15 protein-coding genes are annotated in these 17995 nt (G+C 34.5%); 6 read left to right on the plus strand and 9 right to left on the minus strand.

Annotation, left to right across the window (positions count from 1 at the left end; all coding sequences use genetic code 11):
* Window positions 1-485: 485 nt before the first annotated feature.
* From BM296_RS07145 to BM296_RS07180, 8 genes are all read right to left on the minus strand, one after another.
* Entirely contained in the window at window positions 486-2324 is a 1839-nt protein-coding gene (locus BM296_RS07145) for a tetratricopeptide repeat protein (RefSeq protein ID WP_091902451.1), read from the minus strand.
* A gap of 246 nt (window positions 2325-2570) precedes the next feature.
* A complete protein-coding gene (locus BM296_RS07150; protein WP_091902453.1) occupies window positions 2571-3119 on the minus strand; it encodes a toxin-antitoxin system YwqK family antitoxin in 549 nt (182 codons plus the stop codon).
* 146 nt (window positions 3120-3265) lie between these two features.
* Window positions 3266-3670, minus strand: a complete 405-nt coding sequence (locus tag BM296_RS07155; RefSeq protein WP_091902455.1) for a hypothetical protein — start codon at window positions 3668-3670, stop codon at window positions 3266-3268.
* A gap of 175 nt (window positions 3671-3845) precedes the next feature.
* Window positions 3846-4631 carry an SDR family oxidoreductase gene (locus BM296_RS07160; RefSeq protein WP_027064852.1) on the minus strand — a complete coding sequence of 262 codons (786 nt, stop codon included), beginning with the start codon at window positions 4629-4631 and terminating at the stop codon, window positions 3846-3848.
* Window positions 4632-4656: 25 nt separating this feature from the next.
* Complete coding sequence (locus BM296_RS07165) at window positions 4657-4974, minus strand: cupin domain-containing protein (protein WP_027064851.1); 318 nt, start codon at window positions 4972-4974, stop codon at window positions 4657-4659.
* A gap of 108 nt (window positions 4975-5082) precedes the next feature.
* The gene (locus tag BM296_RS07170) at window positions 5083-7257 is read right to left on the minus strand and encodes an OmpA family protein (protein WP_177214929.1); all 2175 of its coding nucleotides are present in this window, start codon (window positions 7255-7257) and stop codon (window positions 5083-5085) included.
* A 1-nt stretch (window position 7258) separates the two neighbouring features.
* Entirely contained in the window at window positions 7259-8212 is a 954-nt protein-coding gene (locus BM296_RS07175) for a PorP/SprF family type IX secretion system membrane protein (protein WP_036145633.1), read from the minus strand.
* A gap of 3 nt (window positions 8213-8215) precedes the next feature.
* Window positions 8216-11062 (minus strand): gliding motility-associated C-terminal domain-containing protein, encoded by a 2847-nt coding sequence (locus tag BM296_RS07180; protein ID WP_091902459.1) that lies wholly within the window; start codon window positions 11060-11062, stop codon window positions 8216-8218.
* A gap of 251 nt (window positions 11063-11313) precedes the next feature.
* Between BM296_RS07180 and BM296_RS07185 the strand changes: the two genes are divergently transcribed.
* The gene (locus BM296_RS07185) at window positions 11314-12669 is read left to right on the plus strand and encodes a UDP-N-acetylmuramate--L-alanine ligase (protein ID WP_091902461.1); all 1356 of its coding nucleotides are present in this window, start codon (window positions 11314-11316) and stop codon (window positions 12667-12669) included.
* 75 nt (window positions 12670-12744) lie between these two features.
* Here BM296_RS07185 and BM296_RS07190 read toward each other — a convergent pair whose 3' ends face one another.
* Window positions 12745-13188 carry a DUF1569 domain-containing protein gene (locus BM296_RS07190; protein WP_091902463.1) on the minus strand — a complete coding sequence of 148 codons (444 nt, stop codon included), beginning with the start codon at window positions 13186-13188 and terminating at the stop codon, window positions 12745-12747.
* 61 nt (window positions 13189-13249) lie between these two features.
* Between BM296_RS07190 and radC the strand changes: the two genes are divergently transcribed.
* The 5 genes from radC to BM296_RS07215 are packed head-to-tail and all read left to right on the plus strand — an operon-like array spanning window position 13250 to window position 17959.
* The gene (gene radC / locus BM296_RS07195) at window positions 13250-13948 is read left to right on the plus strand and encodes a RadC family protein (RefSeq protein WP_091902465.1); all 699 of its coding nucleotides are present in this window, start codon (window positions 13250-13252) and stop codon (window positions 13946-13948) included.
* A 48-nt stretch (window positions 13949-13996) separates the two neighbouring features.
* A complete protein-coding gene (locus BM296_RS07200; RefSeq protein WP_245786977.1) occupies window positions 13997-15244 on the plus strand; it encodes a polysaccharide deacetylase family protein in 1248 nt (415 codons plus the stop codon).
* Window positions 15237-15926: a YjjG family noncanonical pyrimidine nucleotidase gene (locus BM296_RS07205; protein ID WP_091902470.1), complete on the plus strand. Its 690-nt coding sequence runs from the start codon at window positions 15237-15239 to the stop codon at window positions 15924-15926. The genes BM296_RS07200 and BM296_RS07205 overlap by 8 nt, the downstream gene beginning before the upstream one ends.
* Before the next feature lie 51 nt (window positions 15927-15977).
* Window positions 15978-16523 carry a hypothetical protein gene (locus BM296_RS07210; RefSeq protein WP_091902471.1) on the plus strand — a complete coding sequence of 182 codons (546 nt, stop codon included), beginning with the start codon at window positions 15978-15980 and terminating at the stop codon, window positions 16521-16523.
* Complete coding sequence (locus BM296_RS07215) at window positions 16520-17959, plus strand: DUF5723 family protein (protein WP_091902472.1); 1440 nt, start codon at window positions 16520-16522, stop codon at window positions 17957-17959. Before BM296_RS07210 ends, BM296_RS07215 begins: the two co-directional genes overlap by 4 nt.
* Window positions 17960-17995: the final 36 nt, after the last annotated feature.

Genomic DNA, 17995 nt, shown 5'->3' on the forward strand with positions numbered 1-17995 from the left:
AACTCACTCGCAATTTATTCAGTCTAATGATAGATTTTTCATTTTGGTCAGTTATTTCTAATGCAGATTTTACACCGTTATATGTCAATTATTCATTTCCATTTAACTTTTTTTCAAGTTGAATTTTGTTCCGCACTATTAGTAAAATTCTTTTTTCAGTCAGAATTAAAGAATCGAGTTTTTTCTTGTTAGGAAATATATAGCAGAAATGAACGAAACAGTGTTGTTTAAAATCGATTCAAAAAAAGATTGCTCAGATTCCTTTTCTAATAGGATAACTCCAGATTCAGTTTTCAGAATGTTTTTAATTTCTTTTTTCGTCATTTATGCTCGAAATTGTTTACAACGGTCTTGTATATGAAAAGTAGCGGATTTTTAACCACGAACTTTTCAGATTATTACTGGCATTAAATTTATATAATTCATTTTTGTTTAAGCACTTAAACCGCTATTTTTTATATACGTTGTTAGCTACTGCTCTTTTACTATTTTAAGTTCATTTTAGTCATTTTATTAGAATTCGGATATTTTTCTACTCTTTCTAATGTTTTAATAGCTGATAGCGTATGTTGATGTTCTTTTCCAAAAAGGCTCGTATATAAATTTATTGATTTCTTTAAATTTATAATTGCTAATTCAATTTCTCCTTTGAAAAAATTTGAAGTTCCAATATTATAATAAGCAGATGCAATGTTTGGTTTGATTCCTATTTCTTTTGCGATATTTAGTGATATTGTTGAATACTTTATTGCATCATCATATTTCTCAAATTGTAGGCAAAAGTTAGATGAATTGTGTAGTGACAAACATTCTCCATTTTTATCTCCGATTAATCTTGTGATTTCTATACTTTCAGTTGTATACTTGAGTGCTTTATCAAAATCACCTTTCTGAAAGTAAGCAATTCCGAAACTTGCCAACATACTGCCTTCTGATTGTTTTCCTCCAACTGAATTCGCTAGTACAATTCCTTTGTTAAGAACCTTAATAGCTTCATTGTAATCTCCAGTTTGATTATAAACTGTTGCAAGATTTCCTAATGTTGAACACAAGCTTTCTGGTTCAAATTTTTCCGCAATTTTCACGGCTTTTTGAAAGGCATTAAGAGATTTGTCAAATTGGCGTATGTTTCTGTAGATGTTCCCAAGTGCTTGAAGTTGGGAAACTTCTCCTTGACTATTCCCATTTTCACGACAAGCGTTTACAGATTCTTCTAAACAAGAAATTGCTTCTTTATAATTCCCAAGAGAATTTTGTGCCATTCCAATATTTCCTAATAGGCTATAAAAAAAGATTTGATTGTTCTCTTTTTGAGCAATATTTAATCCTTTTTCCCAAATTTTAATAGCGGTTTTATATTGACCTATATCATAAAGAATTCTTCCTGAAATTTGATTTTTAAGACCTATAGAATATTCACAGGCTTCTACCAACCATTTATCAATATTTACTTTCCAATCAATATTTGATGTTTTATGTTCATAATTTATTGATATAAGACTTTCCCATAAGTCATTAATAAATAAACCTGTGTTAATGGTAAATCTCTCGCCAACAAACTGTTTAAAAGGGTTTTTAATGTTTTGTTTTGATATTTCTTCTTGATTAAAATCTAATTGGGATTGTGAATGTTCTATAAAGTATACTTCACTTTTGTCGTTGTCGATTGATTCTATTAAAGGACTAATATCAAATACATCTGAACAACTGTAACCTAAAACAATGATTTTTGGATTTATTTTTTTTGAGAAAAAAGATGCAACAGCATTATTTTTATTTTCAACTAATATTTGTTTTGCTACCAATTCTAGAGTAATTGCCATTTCTTCTTTATCAGAAATACAACCGTGAATTTTGATAATTTTGACTTTATTATCATTCCACTTTATATTTTCAAAATCTTTCTCGGATTTATATACTTTAAAATCTACATTCTCAACAAGTCCTTTATTTTTAATAGCTTTCTCAATGAGAGTATCAAAGTTTGTTGTAAATATGTTTTTCAGATTTCCTTGCTTTACTAACTCAGCTATGAATAAGTGATTTGTATTCGGTTCTCCTTTTGAAAAAATGTCTAGAATGTGGTCAATACTTGATTCTTCTTTTATCGTTTGTATAAATGATTCAAAAGGCAGGTTAGAGTTTAGAATTTTTTCAATATCTGTTTTTTCGACATTTATAGATTCAAGCACATAATTGAGAAATTGAGTTACAATTGGAAGCCCAGAATCTAATGAGATTCCAGCTCCGCAAAAAATGGCACATTCTTGAAGGTTTATCTTCTCACTAATTTCTGTTATTAATTTTTGCCTGTTTTGATTCAAATTCTTGAAGTGATAGTTTTAACGATGTTGTTTTTCAGAGTTGTAGCTAACGGTTGAGCTATGAACAGTACGGGAGCAAACTAGTGTTTGCTTTCCGCCGAGCACAAAGCGAAATCTTTTTGTTTTGTTTTTTCTTTTCCTTGTTTAAAGCAAAATCCCAAAGATTTTGCGGACTTCATAAAAATACACAAACCTTTCGATTAAGCCCGAAGCCGTATTGTTTATAGGTTTTGTTGGCAACAGTATTTATTTCTTTGGCTCTCCATTTTCATACTCTACAGTTCTCTCCAATATTCCCTTTTCATTGAAATATAACCAAGTCCCAAAAGCTTTTCCACCCTCTTGAGTTTGACCGATGGATTTAATAACTCCATTTTTATGAAATCGAAGTTTTTGACTAATAGAAAATATGTCTGAACTCCTAAATTTTTCAATAATACCGTTTTCATAAAATGAAATAATCATTCCATCCATCTTTCCGTTATTATACTGATATATATGTTTGGGTTTTTTCGTTTTGTTATACAATGATAACCCAAATCCATTTACCGTATCGTTCTCGAAATGTTTGAATCCGACAATTTCATTTTGTCCGTTATACATATATCCATTCCCCTCTTTTTTGCCATCAAAAAGTATCACTTCCAAATTCTTCGCTCCATTTGGCTGATAGGTTGTCAACGTATCTATTTTTACAGATTTCAGGTCCGTAGAGTCTGTATTGATTTCGTTTACCTGACTAGAAGTTTTACAACAAATAAATAGTAAAAGTGATATGTAAACTAGTTTCTTCATATTGTTGCCAACGGTTAGGCTATGATTTCGGTCTGGGAAAGCCGTTAGGATTTTTCATAATCGGAATCGAGCCGAATTAAAAGTAATGCAATTTATTTATACGAGAAAGCAAGACTGAATTATAGCCATTGTTAGCTTTAGTTTTTTTATTTTTCATTCACTCGTTTTCTAATATTCAAAAGACTTGGGATTATTAATACGAACTGTACAAAAATCACAAATAAAATCAGAGCAATTACAATAGTCCAAATATTTTCATTTTCTAAATTTTCATAATAATTCATAATGACCAGTGCTATTGGGATAAAAATAAAAGTATAGAAATTCGGAATTGGGGTTATTTTTATCTTTAAATCATTATCCGTTTTAAAAATAAATTCAGGCGAATAATAGTCGGCATAATTTCCAGGTAAATATTTCACGAAATATTTGAATTCGGATTTATATTTAGTTGTTATAGAAGAACCGTTTTCAAACATAACTTTTCTTTTCCCTTCCAATTCAGTCGGAATAAAATGTTCTAAAAAAAGTTGTTTGTCTATGTCGGTCATTCAAATTAAAGCTAACAATTGTATAAGGTAACAAGTTACTTTATATCTATTTTACCCGTAATTTAATCAAATCTTCTAAAGTATCAATGAATACGGTTACTTGGTGGTGTTTACCCGTATATTATGTGTATAATATACGTTTGTAAACGACTAAATTTTATTATTACTTGGCCATCTATAGAGATTTTAGAAGTCCGCCATCAATAGGAATATTTGTTCCAGTTATATAAGCTGCATTGTCAGATGCCAAGAAGGCTGCTAAAAAACCATATTCTTCTGGGTTACCTATACGTTTCAATGCCACTCTAGATTCCATGTCTTTACGTACTTGACTTTGTTCCACGCCTAATTGCGCTGCTTTTTTTGCATTAAGTTGCGTAATACGGTCCGTATCAAAATAACCGGTGAGTACGCTATTTACTGTAATGTTGTGTTTGCCAACATCTGTAGCCAAAGATTTTGCCCATGTTACTACGGCAGCCCTAATAGAATTAGATAGCGCTAGGTATGATAGTGGTTCTTTCACTGAAACGGAGGCAACATTTATAACTCTACCCCAATTCTTTTGCATCATAGACTGTAGTGCCAATTCTGTTGTAAAAACCACGGTTTTAAATAAGAGATCAAAAGCTTCTTGGTAATCATCTACTTTTTTTTCTAATGCACTACCAGCAGAAGGTCCTTGTGTATTATTTACCAAAATGTCTACGGTATTGTTCTCAAAATAAGTACTGATTACCTTTTTGTAGTCTTTAAAATTATTGAAGTCTACGGCAAGATATTGGTGTTGCTGTCCTTGATCCGTTGGTAATTCTGCAACAATATGATGTAATTTCTCTTCGCTGTGAGACATTAAGGTTACACTAGCGCCACTTTCTGCCAATTGTTGTGCTATAGCTTTACCTATACCTCCGCTACTACCACCAACTAATGCTTTTTTGTTTAATAGGGTTATGTTCATTTTTTAAATTTTATAGAAACAATAACTAGCGATACTCTTCTCTTGTTGGACTAAAAACATCTAACAATTTACAAGGGGTAAGTGCAATGCCACTATGTTTCTTATGTGGTGCTATGACCACAATGTCACCTGGCACGTATACCTTTGTGTTGCCCTCTAATGTAAATTGAAATTCACCTTCTATTACGTGCATAATTTGCTCGTTCATATGGGCGTGTTCTGGTACTTGCGCACCTTTTTCTACATCCCAAAATGCCATACTCATATGTTCAGAATGTACTAATTTTCCATGTAATCCAGGCATAATTTCCTTTGATGGAATGGTAGAAAGATTCAATGTCATAGTATCTTTTGTTTAAGTACTAAAGATACTAGAAACCGTTTCAATTATAAAGATGCAGTTAGTAAAGTATTTTAATTGAAAACAAATTTTTATACTATCATCTGCTGTTTATTTGTCATAATCCCAGCCAACTACAACAAACTCGCATCGGCGGTTCCATTCATGATCTTCTTCTGAGCAAGCATCTTCTGTATGGCAAACTACAATGGGTTTAGATTCCCCGTAGCCTTTAGATACTATTCTCCCAGAAGCTATTCCGTTTTTAACAAGAAATTCTTTAGCGGAATCGGCACGTTTTTGAGATAGGTCTTTGTTATAATTACCATTACCCCTAATATCTGTATGTGTGCCAATCTCAATGATCATACCCGGGTTCTTTTTCATGATGTCGATTACGGTCTGTAATCGCTCTCTAGATTCTCTTCTAAGGTACCAAAGGCTATAATCAAAATGTATTTCTTCGGTCTGTATAACCGTACGGTCGGTTTCTTTTACCAAGGCACTTTCTGTATTAATGGCATCTTCTATTTTTTTGGCTAAAGCTTTCTCGGTTTTTACTTTCTCAGCTATCTTTTCTTTAGCTATACGTTCTGCTTGTGCGGCAGATTGTTTTTCTGCCAAAAGCGCTGCCTTTTTCTCTTCTTCCAATTTCTTGATGGCCAACGCCTCTGTTCGTAACTTTTCGGCTTCTTGTTTTTGTTGCAATACCAATGCCTCAGCCTTTTGTTTTTCGCTTACTGAATATAAGCTCATTGAGGCATCGTGTTCTGCATTTCGTTCTTTTGTACTGCGAATGGTTTTAGAATTACTTTCATAACCAGTTTTTTCAGCATTTACCGTGTAGGATGTTTCACAGGTAATATTAAATTCAAAAGCACCATTTTCCTTGGTTGATGAGGTAGCTATAGTTTTATTATTCATATCTACCAATGTCAACGTTGCGCCAGTAAGGGGCAGGGTAGTAGTGCGGTCTGTAATAATACCTGCTATATATTGTTGGCAATCTACAATCTGTAATTCTTTGGTTACGGTAAAGTTGTATATATCATCACTTCCCTTACCAGATGGTCTGTTTGATGCAAAGTATCCTGATGTGCCATCTGAATGCAATACATATGAAAAATCATCATATCCACCATTTACGGGTAGCCCTAAATTATCTGGTTGTTGAAATGAACCTTTATTATTTTTTGAAATAAATACATCTAAAAGTCCGTAGCCTGGGTGTCCGTTAGATGAAAAATAGAGAGAATTATCAGAAGCAATAAAAGGAAACTGTTCTTTCTTATCTGTATTGATCAAATTACCTAAATTCATGGGCGTACCAAAGGTATTATCCGCTTGTAGGCTGACTTCATAAATGTCAAAAGAACCGAATCCGCCAGGTCTATCCGAAGAGAAATATAATTTTGTTCCATCGGTATTTAAAGCTGGGTGCTCGTTAGAAAATTCGTCACTGTTAAAAGGTAATTCGGTAATATTCTTCCATTCTCCATCTACCAAATTGGCACTATAAATTTTTAGGTTAGATACTTTTTTATCATCTGTCTTGCGCTTACCGTTATTGTAATTGTTACGGGTAAAATACATGGTGTTACCATCTGCAGAAATCGTAAAAGATCCCTCGTGTAATTTGGTGTTGATGTTGTTTGATAAGCTTGTACTGATACTATCGCCTAATTGTTCTTGGTCAATAGGGTGCGTATAAATATCCAAGTACTGTTGGTTGTTCCAACGATACATTTTTGAATTCGATTTTTTATGGGTTGCAGTATACCAAATTGAATTACCTACATGCATGGCCCCAAATTCTGATGAAGTTGTGTTTAGGTAACTATTTTTAATGGTAAAACGGTCTCCTATGGCTTTTACATTTTCTAAATAAACGGCATCTGCTTTAAGTTTTTGCAGTTTATCGGTATTGCCTTCTTTAGTATAAAAGTCTACAAGCACACGTTCTGCCTCTTCATATTCGCCAATGGCTTTTAAAGATTGATAGAGCTTAAAGTAATATTGTTCTTCAACAGCATCGCCATAATTAGAAATTAAATAGCGATACCAGCGAGCGGCAGCATTTAAATTGAATGTATGGTAATAGCTGTCTGCCAAGTTCTTAACCACTAGGCTACTTTTATTGCTAGGTAATGCCGCTTCGTATAAAGCAATGGCATCTGCATAATAGGCTTTTTCAAAAAGGTCATTGGCACGTTTTAATTCTTGTTGAGACCAAGCGGATTGAAATATTCCTAAAAACAGTATGATGTATATATATAACTTTTTCATTTTAGTAGAATCTAGGAGATTTATCATAGCCTTTTTTGAGTCCCCAAAGGTCTAGGTTGAACAGCACAAAAATTTCGTGAGAACCGGTATTGAACGCGCCTAAATTTGATAAGGTATAATCGTATGCATAACCAATTCTTAATGCAGGTACTACAGACACGTTGAACATGGCACTTACAGAATCTTCTAAACGATAAGACACACCACCTTCAAAACGATTATTGAATAAGGCATTAAAAGAGAAATCTGCCGTAATGGGAGCTCCCGATACCATTTTTGTTAAGATTGACGGTTTTAATTTTAGATTAGTATTGATATCAAAAACATACCCGGCCATACCAAATAAGTGAATGGCTTCTGCACCAATACGTGTTATGCCATCTCTATTTTCTAAATGTTTAGAGGTCAATAAATTTGGAATGGATATGCCTGCGTAAAATTTATCTCTATTGTAAAAAGCACCCACACCAATATTTGGGAAGGTGTTGTTTAAGTTTTCATTAAAAGCAGGGTCATCTTGTATTTCCGGAAGTCTAAAACCATTAAAGTTTGTTTCAAATGTGGTAACACCTCCTTTTAGTCCTAAGCTTAAATTACTTTTTTCATCTAGCTTAAGAATATAGGCGAAATCCACATATATGTTATTCTCCTTTAAGGAACCGTCTCCAATATCATCTGCTATAATAGAGGCACCCATTTCTATTTTTTCTGATAACGGTGTATGTGCAAAAAAGGTTAAGGTCTTTGGTGCACCCACGGCGTTTTCCCATTGGGTTCTATATAGCGTACCAAAATTAAGCATGCCCACATCATTGGTAGTATACGCAGGGTTAACCACATTCATATTATACATATACTGGGTATACTGTGGATCTTGCTGACCTTGCAGTTTTAAAAGGAATAAAAGCAACACAATGCAGATACTCCAACGGATGTTAATTAATTTCTTTTGCATTGGTTATCTGTTTAAGTATAAGCGACCTTGTATAGGTTCAGAATTACCTTTATTGTAATTTATAATGTAGAAGTAGACACCGTTAGGTGCGGTAGATGACCCATTTCTACCATCCCAAGCAGGGTTGGTTTTGTCTCCACTAAATAACGTAGTACCGTACCTGTTTAAAATTTCTAACGTATAGTTGGGAAATATGACTTCTATGTTAGGGATGAAAAATGTATCGTTTCTGCCATCGGCATTCGGTGAGAACCCGTCTGGGATAAAAAAGTCATAATTTTCTGGATCACAATCACTGAAATCTATAGTAACAGGTACTCTTGTGTTAGTAGAGCAACCTGTAAGCGTATTGTAATTTTCAGCATAGTAAATTGTATCTACTACCAACGGTACATCATCAGTTAAGGCAATACCGCCAGTTTCTGTAGAATACCAAAGAACTTCGTTTTCTGTTTCACTTTCTAAAGATCTTAGTGCTAATACTGTTGGATTATCTAAGCCACAGACTGTCAAATCATCTGATAACAAAGAAGTTGGTGCAACTGTAATTACAGTGGGTGTTACCTCTAACCGTTCTGAACTGTTGCAACCGCCACTATTTGTTGCTGCAAAATAAGATTGACCATCAACAAGAACGGTAGAAGCTGCTAATTCGGTATTGTCAGTATTAAACCACGTAACCGAACTGCCAGGAATAGCATCAATAGTTATGTCGGCTAATGTAGGATTATCTTCAGCACAGAACAACGGATTTACATTAGTGCTTGTTGGCGCATTGGGATTACTAAAACTAACTGTTACCTGAATACGTTCTGTACCCTCGCAATTAGTCAGTGGATCGCTGTTAGTTATAAAATAATCTTCACCATCTACCAATGCCGTTGAAATTGGCAAAATGGTAGTGTCCGTTAGTGTATCGTAAAACAAGATATCTCCTGCTGCGGTCACTTCAATGTCCATTAGGGTTGGACCGCTAGGAAAATCGCTTAAACAAAATGTTTGGTTAGTAGCTGCTTGCGGTGCTTCTGGCACTCCGCCTCTTGAGAAATTTTCATTCTCTTCAAACTCAAAATCTAGTCTACATAGTGTAGTGTCGTTTTGTATACTTCGTACACTTGCTGTATAATTACCTAATGGCAATGCATCTACATCAATTTGATAAGCAGCAGTACCGCCCGTGAAATTTATGGTATTTGTGGTAAGTACCGTATTGGAACCTAGTTCTGTTACATCATAAGTAATAGTATATGTGCCATTTGGTAATATAGGCGCATCTACCAAAACATCTATTTGTGTAGCATCGCAATTATTGTCTACGATGAGGTCTAGCTGAATGGCATCTGGTAACGGGGTTACGATAAATATATCAGCTAGCTTACAGTTGGTTGGAAATGTATTTAAGATGGTAGGGCTAACTTCATATTCACCACCGTCAGAAAAATTGCTTCCTGCTATGCTAAACGTTGCATTACCATTTGTAAACGCTAATTCAAAAGTTTCTGAAGTTTCTGTACTGGCATCTGGTCTCGTTAAAACATATTCAGTAGTAAAAGTGCCATTTGCAAAATTACCGCTAGTATCCAATATATTGTTTATGGTAACAGTGGCATCGGTCTGTACACATATATCAGCAACATCGGCTATGGAGCTTGCCACTAAAAACGTGGTAGGTGGTACAAATACTCTTGGACAAACATCCCTAATAGGCGTAACACTGGTAATTCCTGTTATTTCTAAAGTAACCGTCTGATTAAGGGGTACTAAATCTGGATCGACTATAAAATCACCGATTCCTCCAGATAATGATGCGGCTGCAACGCCTGGGGAACCATCAATAGTATACTCTATTAAAAAAGATCCATTATGCAAAAGGTTGGCATCATACTCTAGGTCAACTACATAATCTTGTCCAAAACATATATCATCGGCAATAATATCTCCGACTAAAACAGGAAGAATATCTATAACAACGGATACTTCTCTCTTTTCGCAAACGGGATGCGTAGGAAATACTGTATACGTAAATGAAAATGAATTGTAGCCGAAATTGTCGTACAGCTCTTGAATATTAATAATTGAATCATTTAGATCACTTAGTTGATTGGTGCCGCTTTCTGACCATGTTCCATTGGGATCTTCGCCTGTCAATTGTCCGTTGAGGTCAAAATTTGTAAAGGGTGAAAAGTCATCGTTGGCACAAAAGTTTACGCTTGTTGCAAAACCGGCATTTGGCGGCGGGTGAACTTCTAAAACTACCGTGGCGGTTCTACCAATACAACTATTTACATCGGGTACGGTATAGGTGAAAATATAAATACCGGTTCCAGCGGCTTGGGCATTAAAAATATTATCTTCTAAGAAACCGGTAATCGTACTAGGGTCTTCTTCCCAAAGCCCATTAAAGTCTTGTACTTTACCATCAACATTACTTCCTAGAAATCCGTGAAGGTTTACGCTATTGTCATCTCCGCAGGCATTGGCACTACCGTCAACATTATCTTCACCAGGATAACCACCTAAATTAATAGTTACAGTTGCCGTTTGGTTACATGAAGTATTGGTATAGACAAATGAATGCATTCCAAAATTATTAATACGCCAAAGATCAACCACACCTGTGTTTTGATTTAATGCATAGAAATTTTCTGGATTTGTGGTTGACCATGTTCCGCCAACGGTAGGCGAACCACCTAGTTGTGAGAATAGATCATAATCGCGATTAGCGACGTCGGCATCTTTGTTGCATACTTCTATTGTAACGTCATTACCTGCGCATTGTGCATTAACTAAGTTTGACAAACTAAGTATGAAAAACACTATAGTAAAGAGCCTTAATTTTAATATATTCATTAATAGGGGGTTAGTTGTGAATATGATTAATGAGCGTTAAAGGTATTTGTGATAGCTATCGTAAGAAACTATATGTTGTAAAAGTGTTAAAATGTAGGGTGAATACTACTAAATATGATAGGAAGTGTTAAAAATATACGCATTTCATCGGTAAAAATGCTTCGGAATAGCTGATTTTCAACTCTTGAGAATGTAAGGAAGTAGGTAATAATAGTAGTACAATACGTATCTTTGCCACCTAAATTTTAGGAATGCGAATACATTTTATTGCAATAGGAGGAAGTGCTATGCACAATTTAGCGCTGGCATTAGAGCACAAAGGATATGTAATTACGGGTAGTGATGATGTCATTTTTGAACCTTCTAAATCTAGACTTGCTGCCAAAGGGTTATTACCAGTAGCGTTTGGATGGTTTCCTGAAAAAATAACAAGTGATTTAGATGCCATTGTTCTTGGAATGCATGCAAAAGCAGATAATCCTGAATTGCTGAAAGCGCAAGAATTAGGTATTACGATATACTCTTATCCTGAATTTTTATACGAGCAATCTAAAAATAAAACGAGAGTAGTTATTGGCGGAAGTCATGGTAAAACAACCATTACTTCTATGATATTACATGTGCTCAATTTCCATGATATTGAAGTAGATTATATGGTAGGTGCCCAATTAGATGGGTTCGATAGAATGGTGCACTTAACCGAGGATAATGATTTTATAGTTTTAGAAGGAGATGAGTATTTGTCTTCTCCAATAGATAGACGACCAAAATTTCATTTATATCAGCCTAATATAGCGTTGTTGAGTGGTATTGCTTGGGATCATATTAATGTATTTCCAACTTTTGAAAATTACGTTGAGCAGTTTAAAATATTTGTAGATAGTATTGTAAACGGTGGTTCTATAACATATAACATAGAAGATGAGGTAGTTAAAGAAGTAGTTGAAGCGTCTGAAAATGCAATTAGAAAATTACCATATACTACTCCAGAATATACTGTTGAAGATGGTGAAACGCTATTGGAAACTAATGAAGGACCAATGCCAATTGAAGTATTCGGCAAGCATAACCTAAGTAATTTGGCAGGTGCAAAATGGATTAGTCAGAATATGGGGGTTGATGAAGAAGATTTTTATGAGGCAATAGCAACTTTTAGCGGAGCTTCTAAACGTTTAGAGAAAATTGCAGAAGCGTCAACTAGTATCGCCTATAAAGATTTTGCCCATTCGCCAAGCAAGGTTGCGGCAACTACCAATGCTGTAAAAGAGCAATACCCAAACAGAAAATTAATTGCTTGTTTAGAATTGCATACCTATAGTAGCTTTAACCCTGAATTTTTAAAAGAATATAAGGGAGCCTTAGATGCTGCAGATGAAGCTGTAATTTTCTTCTTACCAGAATCTGTTGCCATAAAGAAGTTAGAAGCGGTAACTCCTGTACAAATATCAGAAGCATTTCAAAGAAAAGATTTAAAGATTTTTACCGATGCAGCTTCCTTTCATGAATACTTGGAAAGTCAGTCGTATGATAACACTACATTGTTACTTATGAGCTCAGGTAATTATGGCGGATTTGATTTAAGGAAATTTCAAGAGTTGATGAGTTAAGGTGGGAATTACAAAGTAAAAAGTATTGATTCTTGAGTTTTTTTGAACTTGAATTTGATATTTCCAACAACCAATTTATACTCCAAATTGCTTTAAATGGTGGTCTAAATGTTTGTATTGTACCTGACCCCATTGCTCTTTAGTAAACGGACCAAAAGCAGGATGTGGATACCATTCTTCACGATCACGTACGGCATAGAAATCAGCAACTAGCATTTTAAGAATGTTATGCTCTGATGCAAAATCTTTATCTTCTTTAGCTTTTAATTGAGGTGCTGTAGGTAAACTTTTTCTCCATGGTTTATCATTGTAAAGCGATTTTTTGAAGAAGGTTTTAATAAACCAATTTCCTTTAGAACTATTTGGTTTATTGGCTATGGCCAATTTTAAAGGATACTGGCAATGCCAACACATTTGACCAACGGTCATTTTTCCCCAACCTCTCTCAGAATTTTCGGTAAGTAGTTCAATTCTATTTTTAATTTCCTCGAAAGCCTCTTCGTTTAATAATGATTTCATGTCGGTTTTTTAATTGATGTATAAATTTACCATAAAATAATTTGTTCTGTATCTTTATCCAATGCACGACAAACCCACTTCGTTCTCCATTAAAAATTGGTCAGATGATGACAAGCCTAGAGAAAAACTAGTACAGAAAGGTAGATCGGTATTATCTGATGCTGAATTAATTGCCATTTTAATAGGTTCGGGAAGTAGGTCAGAAAGTGCTGTTGAACTATCTAAACGAATTTTGGCATCCGTAGACAATAACCTGAATGAACTTGGTAGGCTGTCCATTAAACAGTTAATGACCTTTAAAGGTATTGGGGAAGCAAAAGCAGTAAGTATTGCCGCAGCTTTAGAAATAGGAAGAAGGCGAAGAGGAGAAGATGCCGCCAAAATAGAAAAAATAGGAAGTAGTAAAGATGTATACGAGATTTTACAACCACTACTGGGAGATTTGGAGCATGAAGAATTTTGGATTCTCTTTCTAAATAATTCCAATAAAGTATTGCACAAGGCGCAATTAAGTAAAGGTGGTATTACCGGTACTTTGGTAGATGTGCGTATTGTTATGAAACAAGCTCTGGAACTTGGTGCTGTTGCAATTATTTTGGCGCATAATCACCCTTCTGGTACGTTAAGACCAAGTGCGGCAGATAAACAGATTACCCAAAAGATAAAAGTAGCTAGCGAAACTTTAGATATTAAAGTGTTGGATCATTTGATCATTACCCAAAAAAGTTACTATAGCTTTGCAGACGAAAAAATTCTATAGATGTTATTGATTTACACGCATAAGATTACACCGCGGCTTACCTATATCATGAGACATATCTTTGTGAATATTTTGGGCGTTGAGCTCGATTTTACCACTAAAGTAGAAGAGTTTATAAAGCATACGGGTCCCAAAATCACGTATACGAAGCAACCGTTACAAAACGAATTTTTTATTAGAAGCAATGAGTTGTTATTTGAACAAGGAATAAATGATATTCAATTAAATATTGCGGACTGGGACGGAGTTCCTTGTTTTTTTCAAGCCGGGGAGAAAAGCATTTTACCTTTTGATATTTTTACAGCCAGTTTTTTTATGCTTTCTAGATATGAGGAGTATTTACCTCATGTAAAGGATATTCATGGTAGGTTTTCACCAAAAGATAGTGTTGCCTTCCAAAACGGATTCCTTCAAAAACCTGTAGTAGATATTTGGGCGTTTAAATTGTTAGACGCACTTAAAGAACGTTTTCCAGAACTAGAGCATAAGGACAAAACTTATGATTTCATATCTGTTTTAGATGTTGCTACATCGCATTGCTATGCAAATAGAGGTGTTGTACGTGGTTTGGTTGGTTTATTGTTAGATGTTGGTACACTAAAGCTTAAAAGGGTTATTGAACGCATTGCGGTGGGGATAAACAGGCAGAAAGACCCCTATGATAATTATGCAGAAATAATTGCCTTGCATAAAAAATATAAAGTGAAATGTAATTTCTTCTTTCAATTTGCAGATTATTCTAAGTATGATAAAAACGTTTCTACCAATAGCATCCGATTTAAATCGCTTATAAAATATGTGGCAGATTATGTGCCGGTTTCCTTGGCAGCTAGCTACAGTTCATTTTCAAATTTAGAATTACTGAAGAAAGAGAAAGCCAATCTAGAAGTGGTTATCAATAGACCGGTAAATAATTCTAAGATGCGTTATAATAGGGTAGATGTACCACAAACCTATCGTAATTTAATTGCCGCAGAATTTACGGACGACTATACCATGGGTTATACTTTTGAACTTGGGTTTAGGGCAGGTACGTGTTCTACATTTCAATTCTATGATATTCCACTAGAAGTAAAACAACCTATAAAAGTACATCCGTTCGCAGTACACGATATATCGTTGTCTAAAATTAAAAAGGACCAAGATTTACTGCGTCAAGTACAACAGATTACCAATGAGGTCCAAAAAGTAAATGGAACACTGATAACGATGTTTTCTAACGAAGTGCTAGGGAATAAGGAAGACCGTGATTGGATGGCTATTTACGCTGAAATAATAAAAGAGCAACATGTTTGAAAATAAAGTCACAGATGTATTTTTTGATTTAGATCACACCCTTTGGGATTTTGATAAGAATTCAGCATTTACGTTTCAAAAAATATTCAAGGAGCAAAATGTAGCTTTAGAACTAGAAGATTTCTTGGAAGTTTATATGCCCGCTAACTTAAAATTTTGGAGATTATTTAGGGAAGAAAAAATTACCAAAGAGGAGTTGCGATACCAACGGTTAAAATCTGTTTTTGATACTATGGGTTATACTGCTACAGATGATTTAATACATTTATTGTCAGATGAGTATATCAATAATCTCTCTTCTTTCAATACCCTGTTCCCTAATGCAATTGAAGTGTTGAATTACTTAAAACCTAAATATAAATTACATATAATCACCAACGGTTTTCAAGAAGTACAGGAAAAGAAACTTATCAATTCTGGTATACACAGCTATTTTAATCAAATAATAGATTCTGAAATGGCAGGCGTTAAAAAGCCTAATCCAATAATTTTTAATTTGGCTTTAAATAGAGCTGGTGCCATACCTGAAAAATCTTTAATGATCGGTGATAGTTTAGAAGCTGATATTATTGGGGCTAAATCTGTAGGTTTTCATACCCTACATTTTAACGCTCATAAAGAGGAAACACATGATGTATCTCCCATAATTTACAATTTAGAAGAAATAAAATCCCTTTTATAGAGTTACTATAACTATAGGCTTGTGCCTATTTGCTTAAACTTTGAATTGGTGATGAAAGGGGTACGTATACTTTGTATGGCTTTACTTGGTTTTCTAATGGTAACTTCTTGTTCTGAAAATCAAGATTTCGACCAGCTAGATAATCTAGAAATTACCCCAGATTACGAGACTAGTATTTTTTATGTAAAGGCACAGGAAAGTTTAATAAATAGAGTAGCCGGACTCAGTTTTTTTACCCAAGATTTTAATTTTGATGCTTTTGAAGAGCCTTTTTTTACGAAAAGAGTGCTAGAAGGCGTATTGACCTATGAATTGGAAAATACTACCAGTAAGCCTATTGAGATTAGACTTGAGTTTTTAGATGAAGGTGAAAATATTTTAGATACAGAAGTTTTTAGAATGGATGCTGCACCAACGGCAATATTATCTCGTGATGTCGCTTATGGTGCTACGGGTAAAAGTTTAGATATAATTAAGTCTACATCAGAAATACGTTTAACGGCTATTAACTTAGGTGATAATAGCAGCGAGTCAGATTTGCCCGACCCTTCGGTAGTGCTTCGCTCTAGCGCAAAATTCACATTGGAATTGCAATGAGATTAACACGTTGCCTTTTTGTGATATCTATGTTATTTACTTTGGGAGCTATTGCCCAGAATAAATCGGTTCTCTACGATTTTAATGAAATTCCTCGGTCACTTTCTGTTAACCCAGGTGTTGAAACAGATTTTAAATGGTTTGCCGGTGTGCCTTTATTATCCGGTATTTCTGGATATGGGGGTTCTAACGGTATATCTGTACATGATATCTTTGCTGATGATGGTGTTGATATTAATGTAAAATTTAGGGAGCGAGCTTTAAATACATTGACACCTAAAGACGAATTTAGTTCTACAATACAACTTGAATACTTAACTGGAGGATTTAGAGGAGATAACCCAAATCTTTTTTATTCGTTTGGTGGATATTTAGAGTTTGATAATATTACCTATTGGCCACAAGATTATGCTTCATTAATATTTGATGGTAATGCAGATCAACTGGGAAGAAGATTTGACTTGGGTGATTTAAAGACGCGGGGTTCTTTGGTCAACGTTTTACATTTTGGTGTCAATAAAAAAGTAGATCGTAATTTAACGATAGGAGGAAGAGCTAAAATTTATTCAGGAATTGTTGATTATAGTTCCACTTCTAATAATGGACATTTGAGCAATACAGAAGGTCAGAACAATTTAATAGCAACCAATCTAAATACAGATTTGTTATTGCGTACCTCTGGGCTTCAAGATTTAGATAATGCCAGTGATTCAGATACGCTAACAAATGAGATAATAAGTAGAGCTCTTTTTGGCGGAGATCTTGGTTTAGGAATAGATGTTGGTTTTACGTATCACCTAACCGAAAGAATTACTATAACTGGAAGTTTATTAGATGTAGGGTTTATTTATCATTCGAGCGACCCTAAAAGTTACAGCCTTAAAGGAAACACAACGGTAGAGGGTATTCAAATAAATGTTTTGGAAAATTTTGCCAGCCTAGATCGAGATTTTTGGCAAGATTTGGTAGATGATATAGAGGCAGAAGTCCCTTTTGAAACCGACACGAAAAGTTATGTTTCTTTTAGACCTACTAAATTGTACGCATCTATAAGAAATGATTTTGGAGAGCCGGTTGGTAAAGGAGGACAACAAAGTTGTGATTGTACTGCAGGGTCTTCGGATGGTGGAGAACTCCGTACCAAATACAGAAATTCAGTTGGTGGTCAATTATATGTTATTAATAGACCTAGAGGTCCACAAATGGCTTTGACCGGTTTTTACACTCGTAGAATTGGGAATATTTTAGCTTTGAAAGGTACTTATACCGTAGATAAATTTAGTTATACCAATGTAGGTTTAGGTATGAATCTACAAGCCGGACCGGTTAATTTTTATATAATGGCCGATAACTTGTTATCTTATAACAATATTGCCGATACTAACTATGCTTCCTTTCAATTTGGGTTGAATATTATTTCCTGGGGTCGTAATTAGAAGCATATCTTCTTCATCATATTTTATTTTTTTGGC

It is taken from the genome of Maribacter stanieri (assembly GCF_900112245.1).
Taxonomy (GTDB): domain Bacteria; phylum Bacteroidota; class Bacteroidia; order Flavobacteriales; family Flavobacteriaceae; genus Maribacter; species Maribacter stanieri.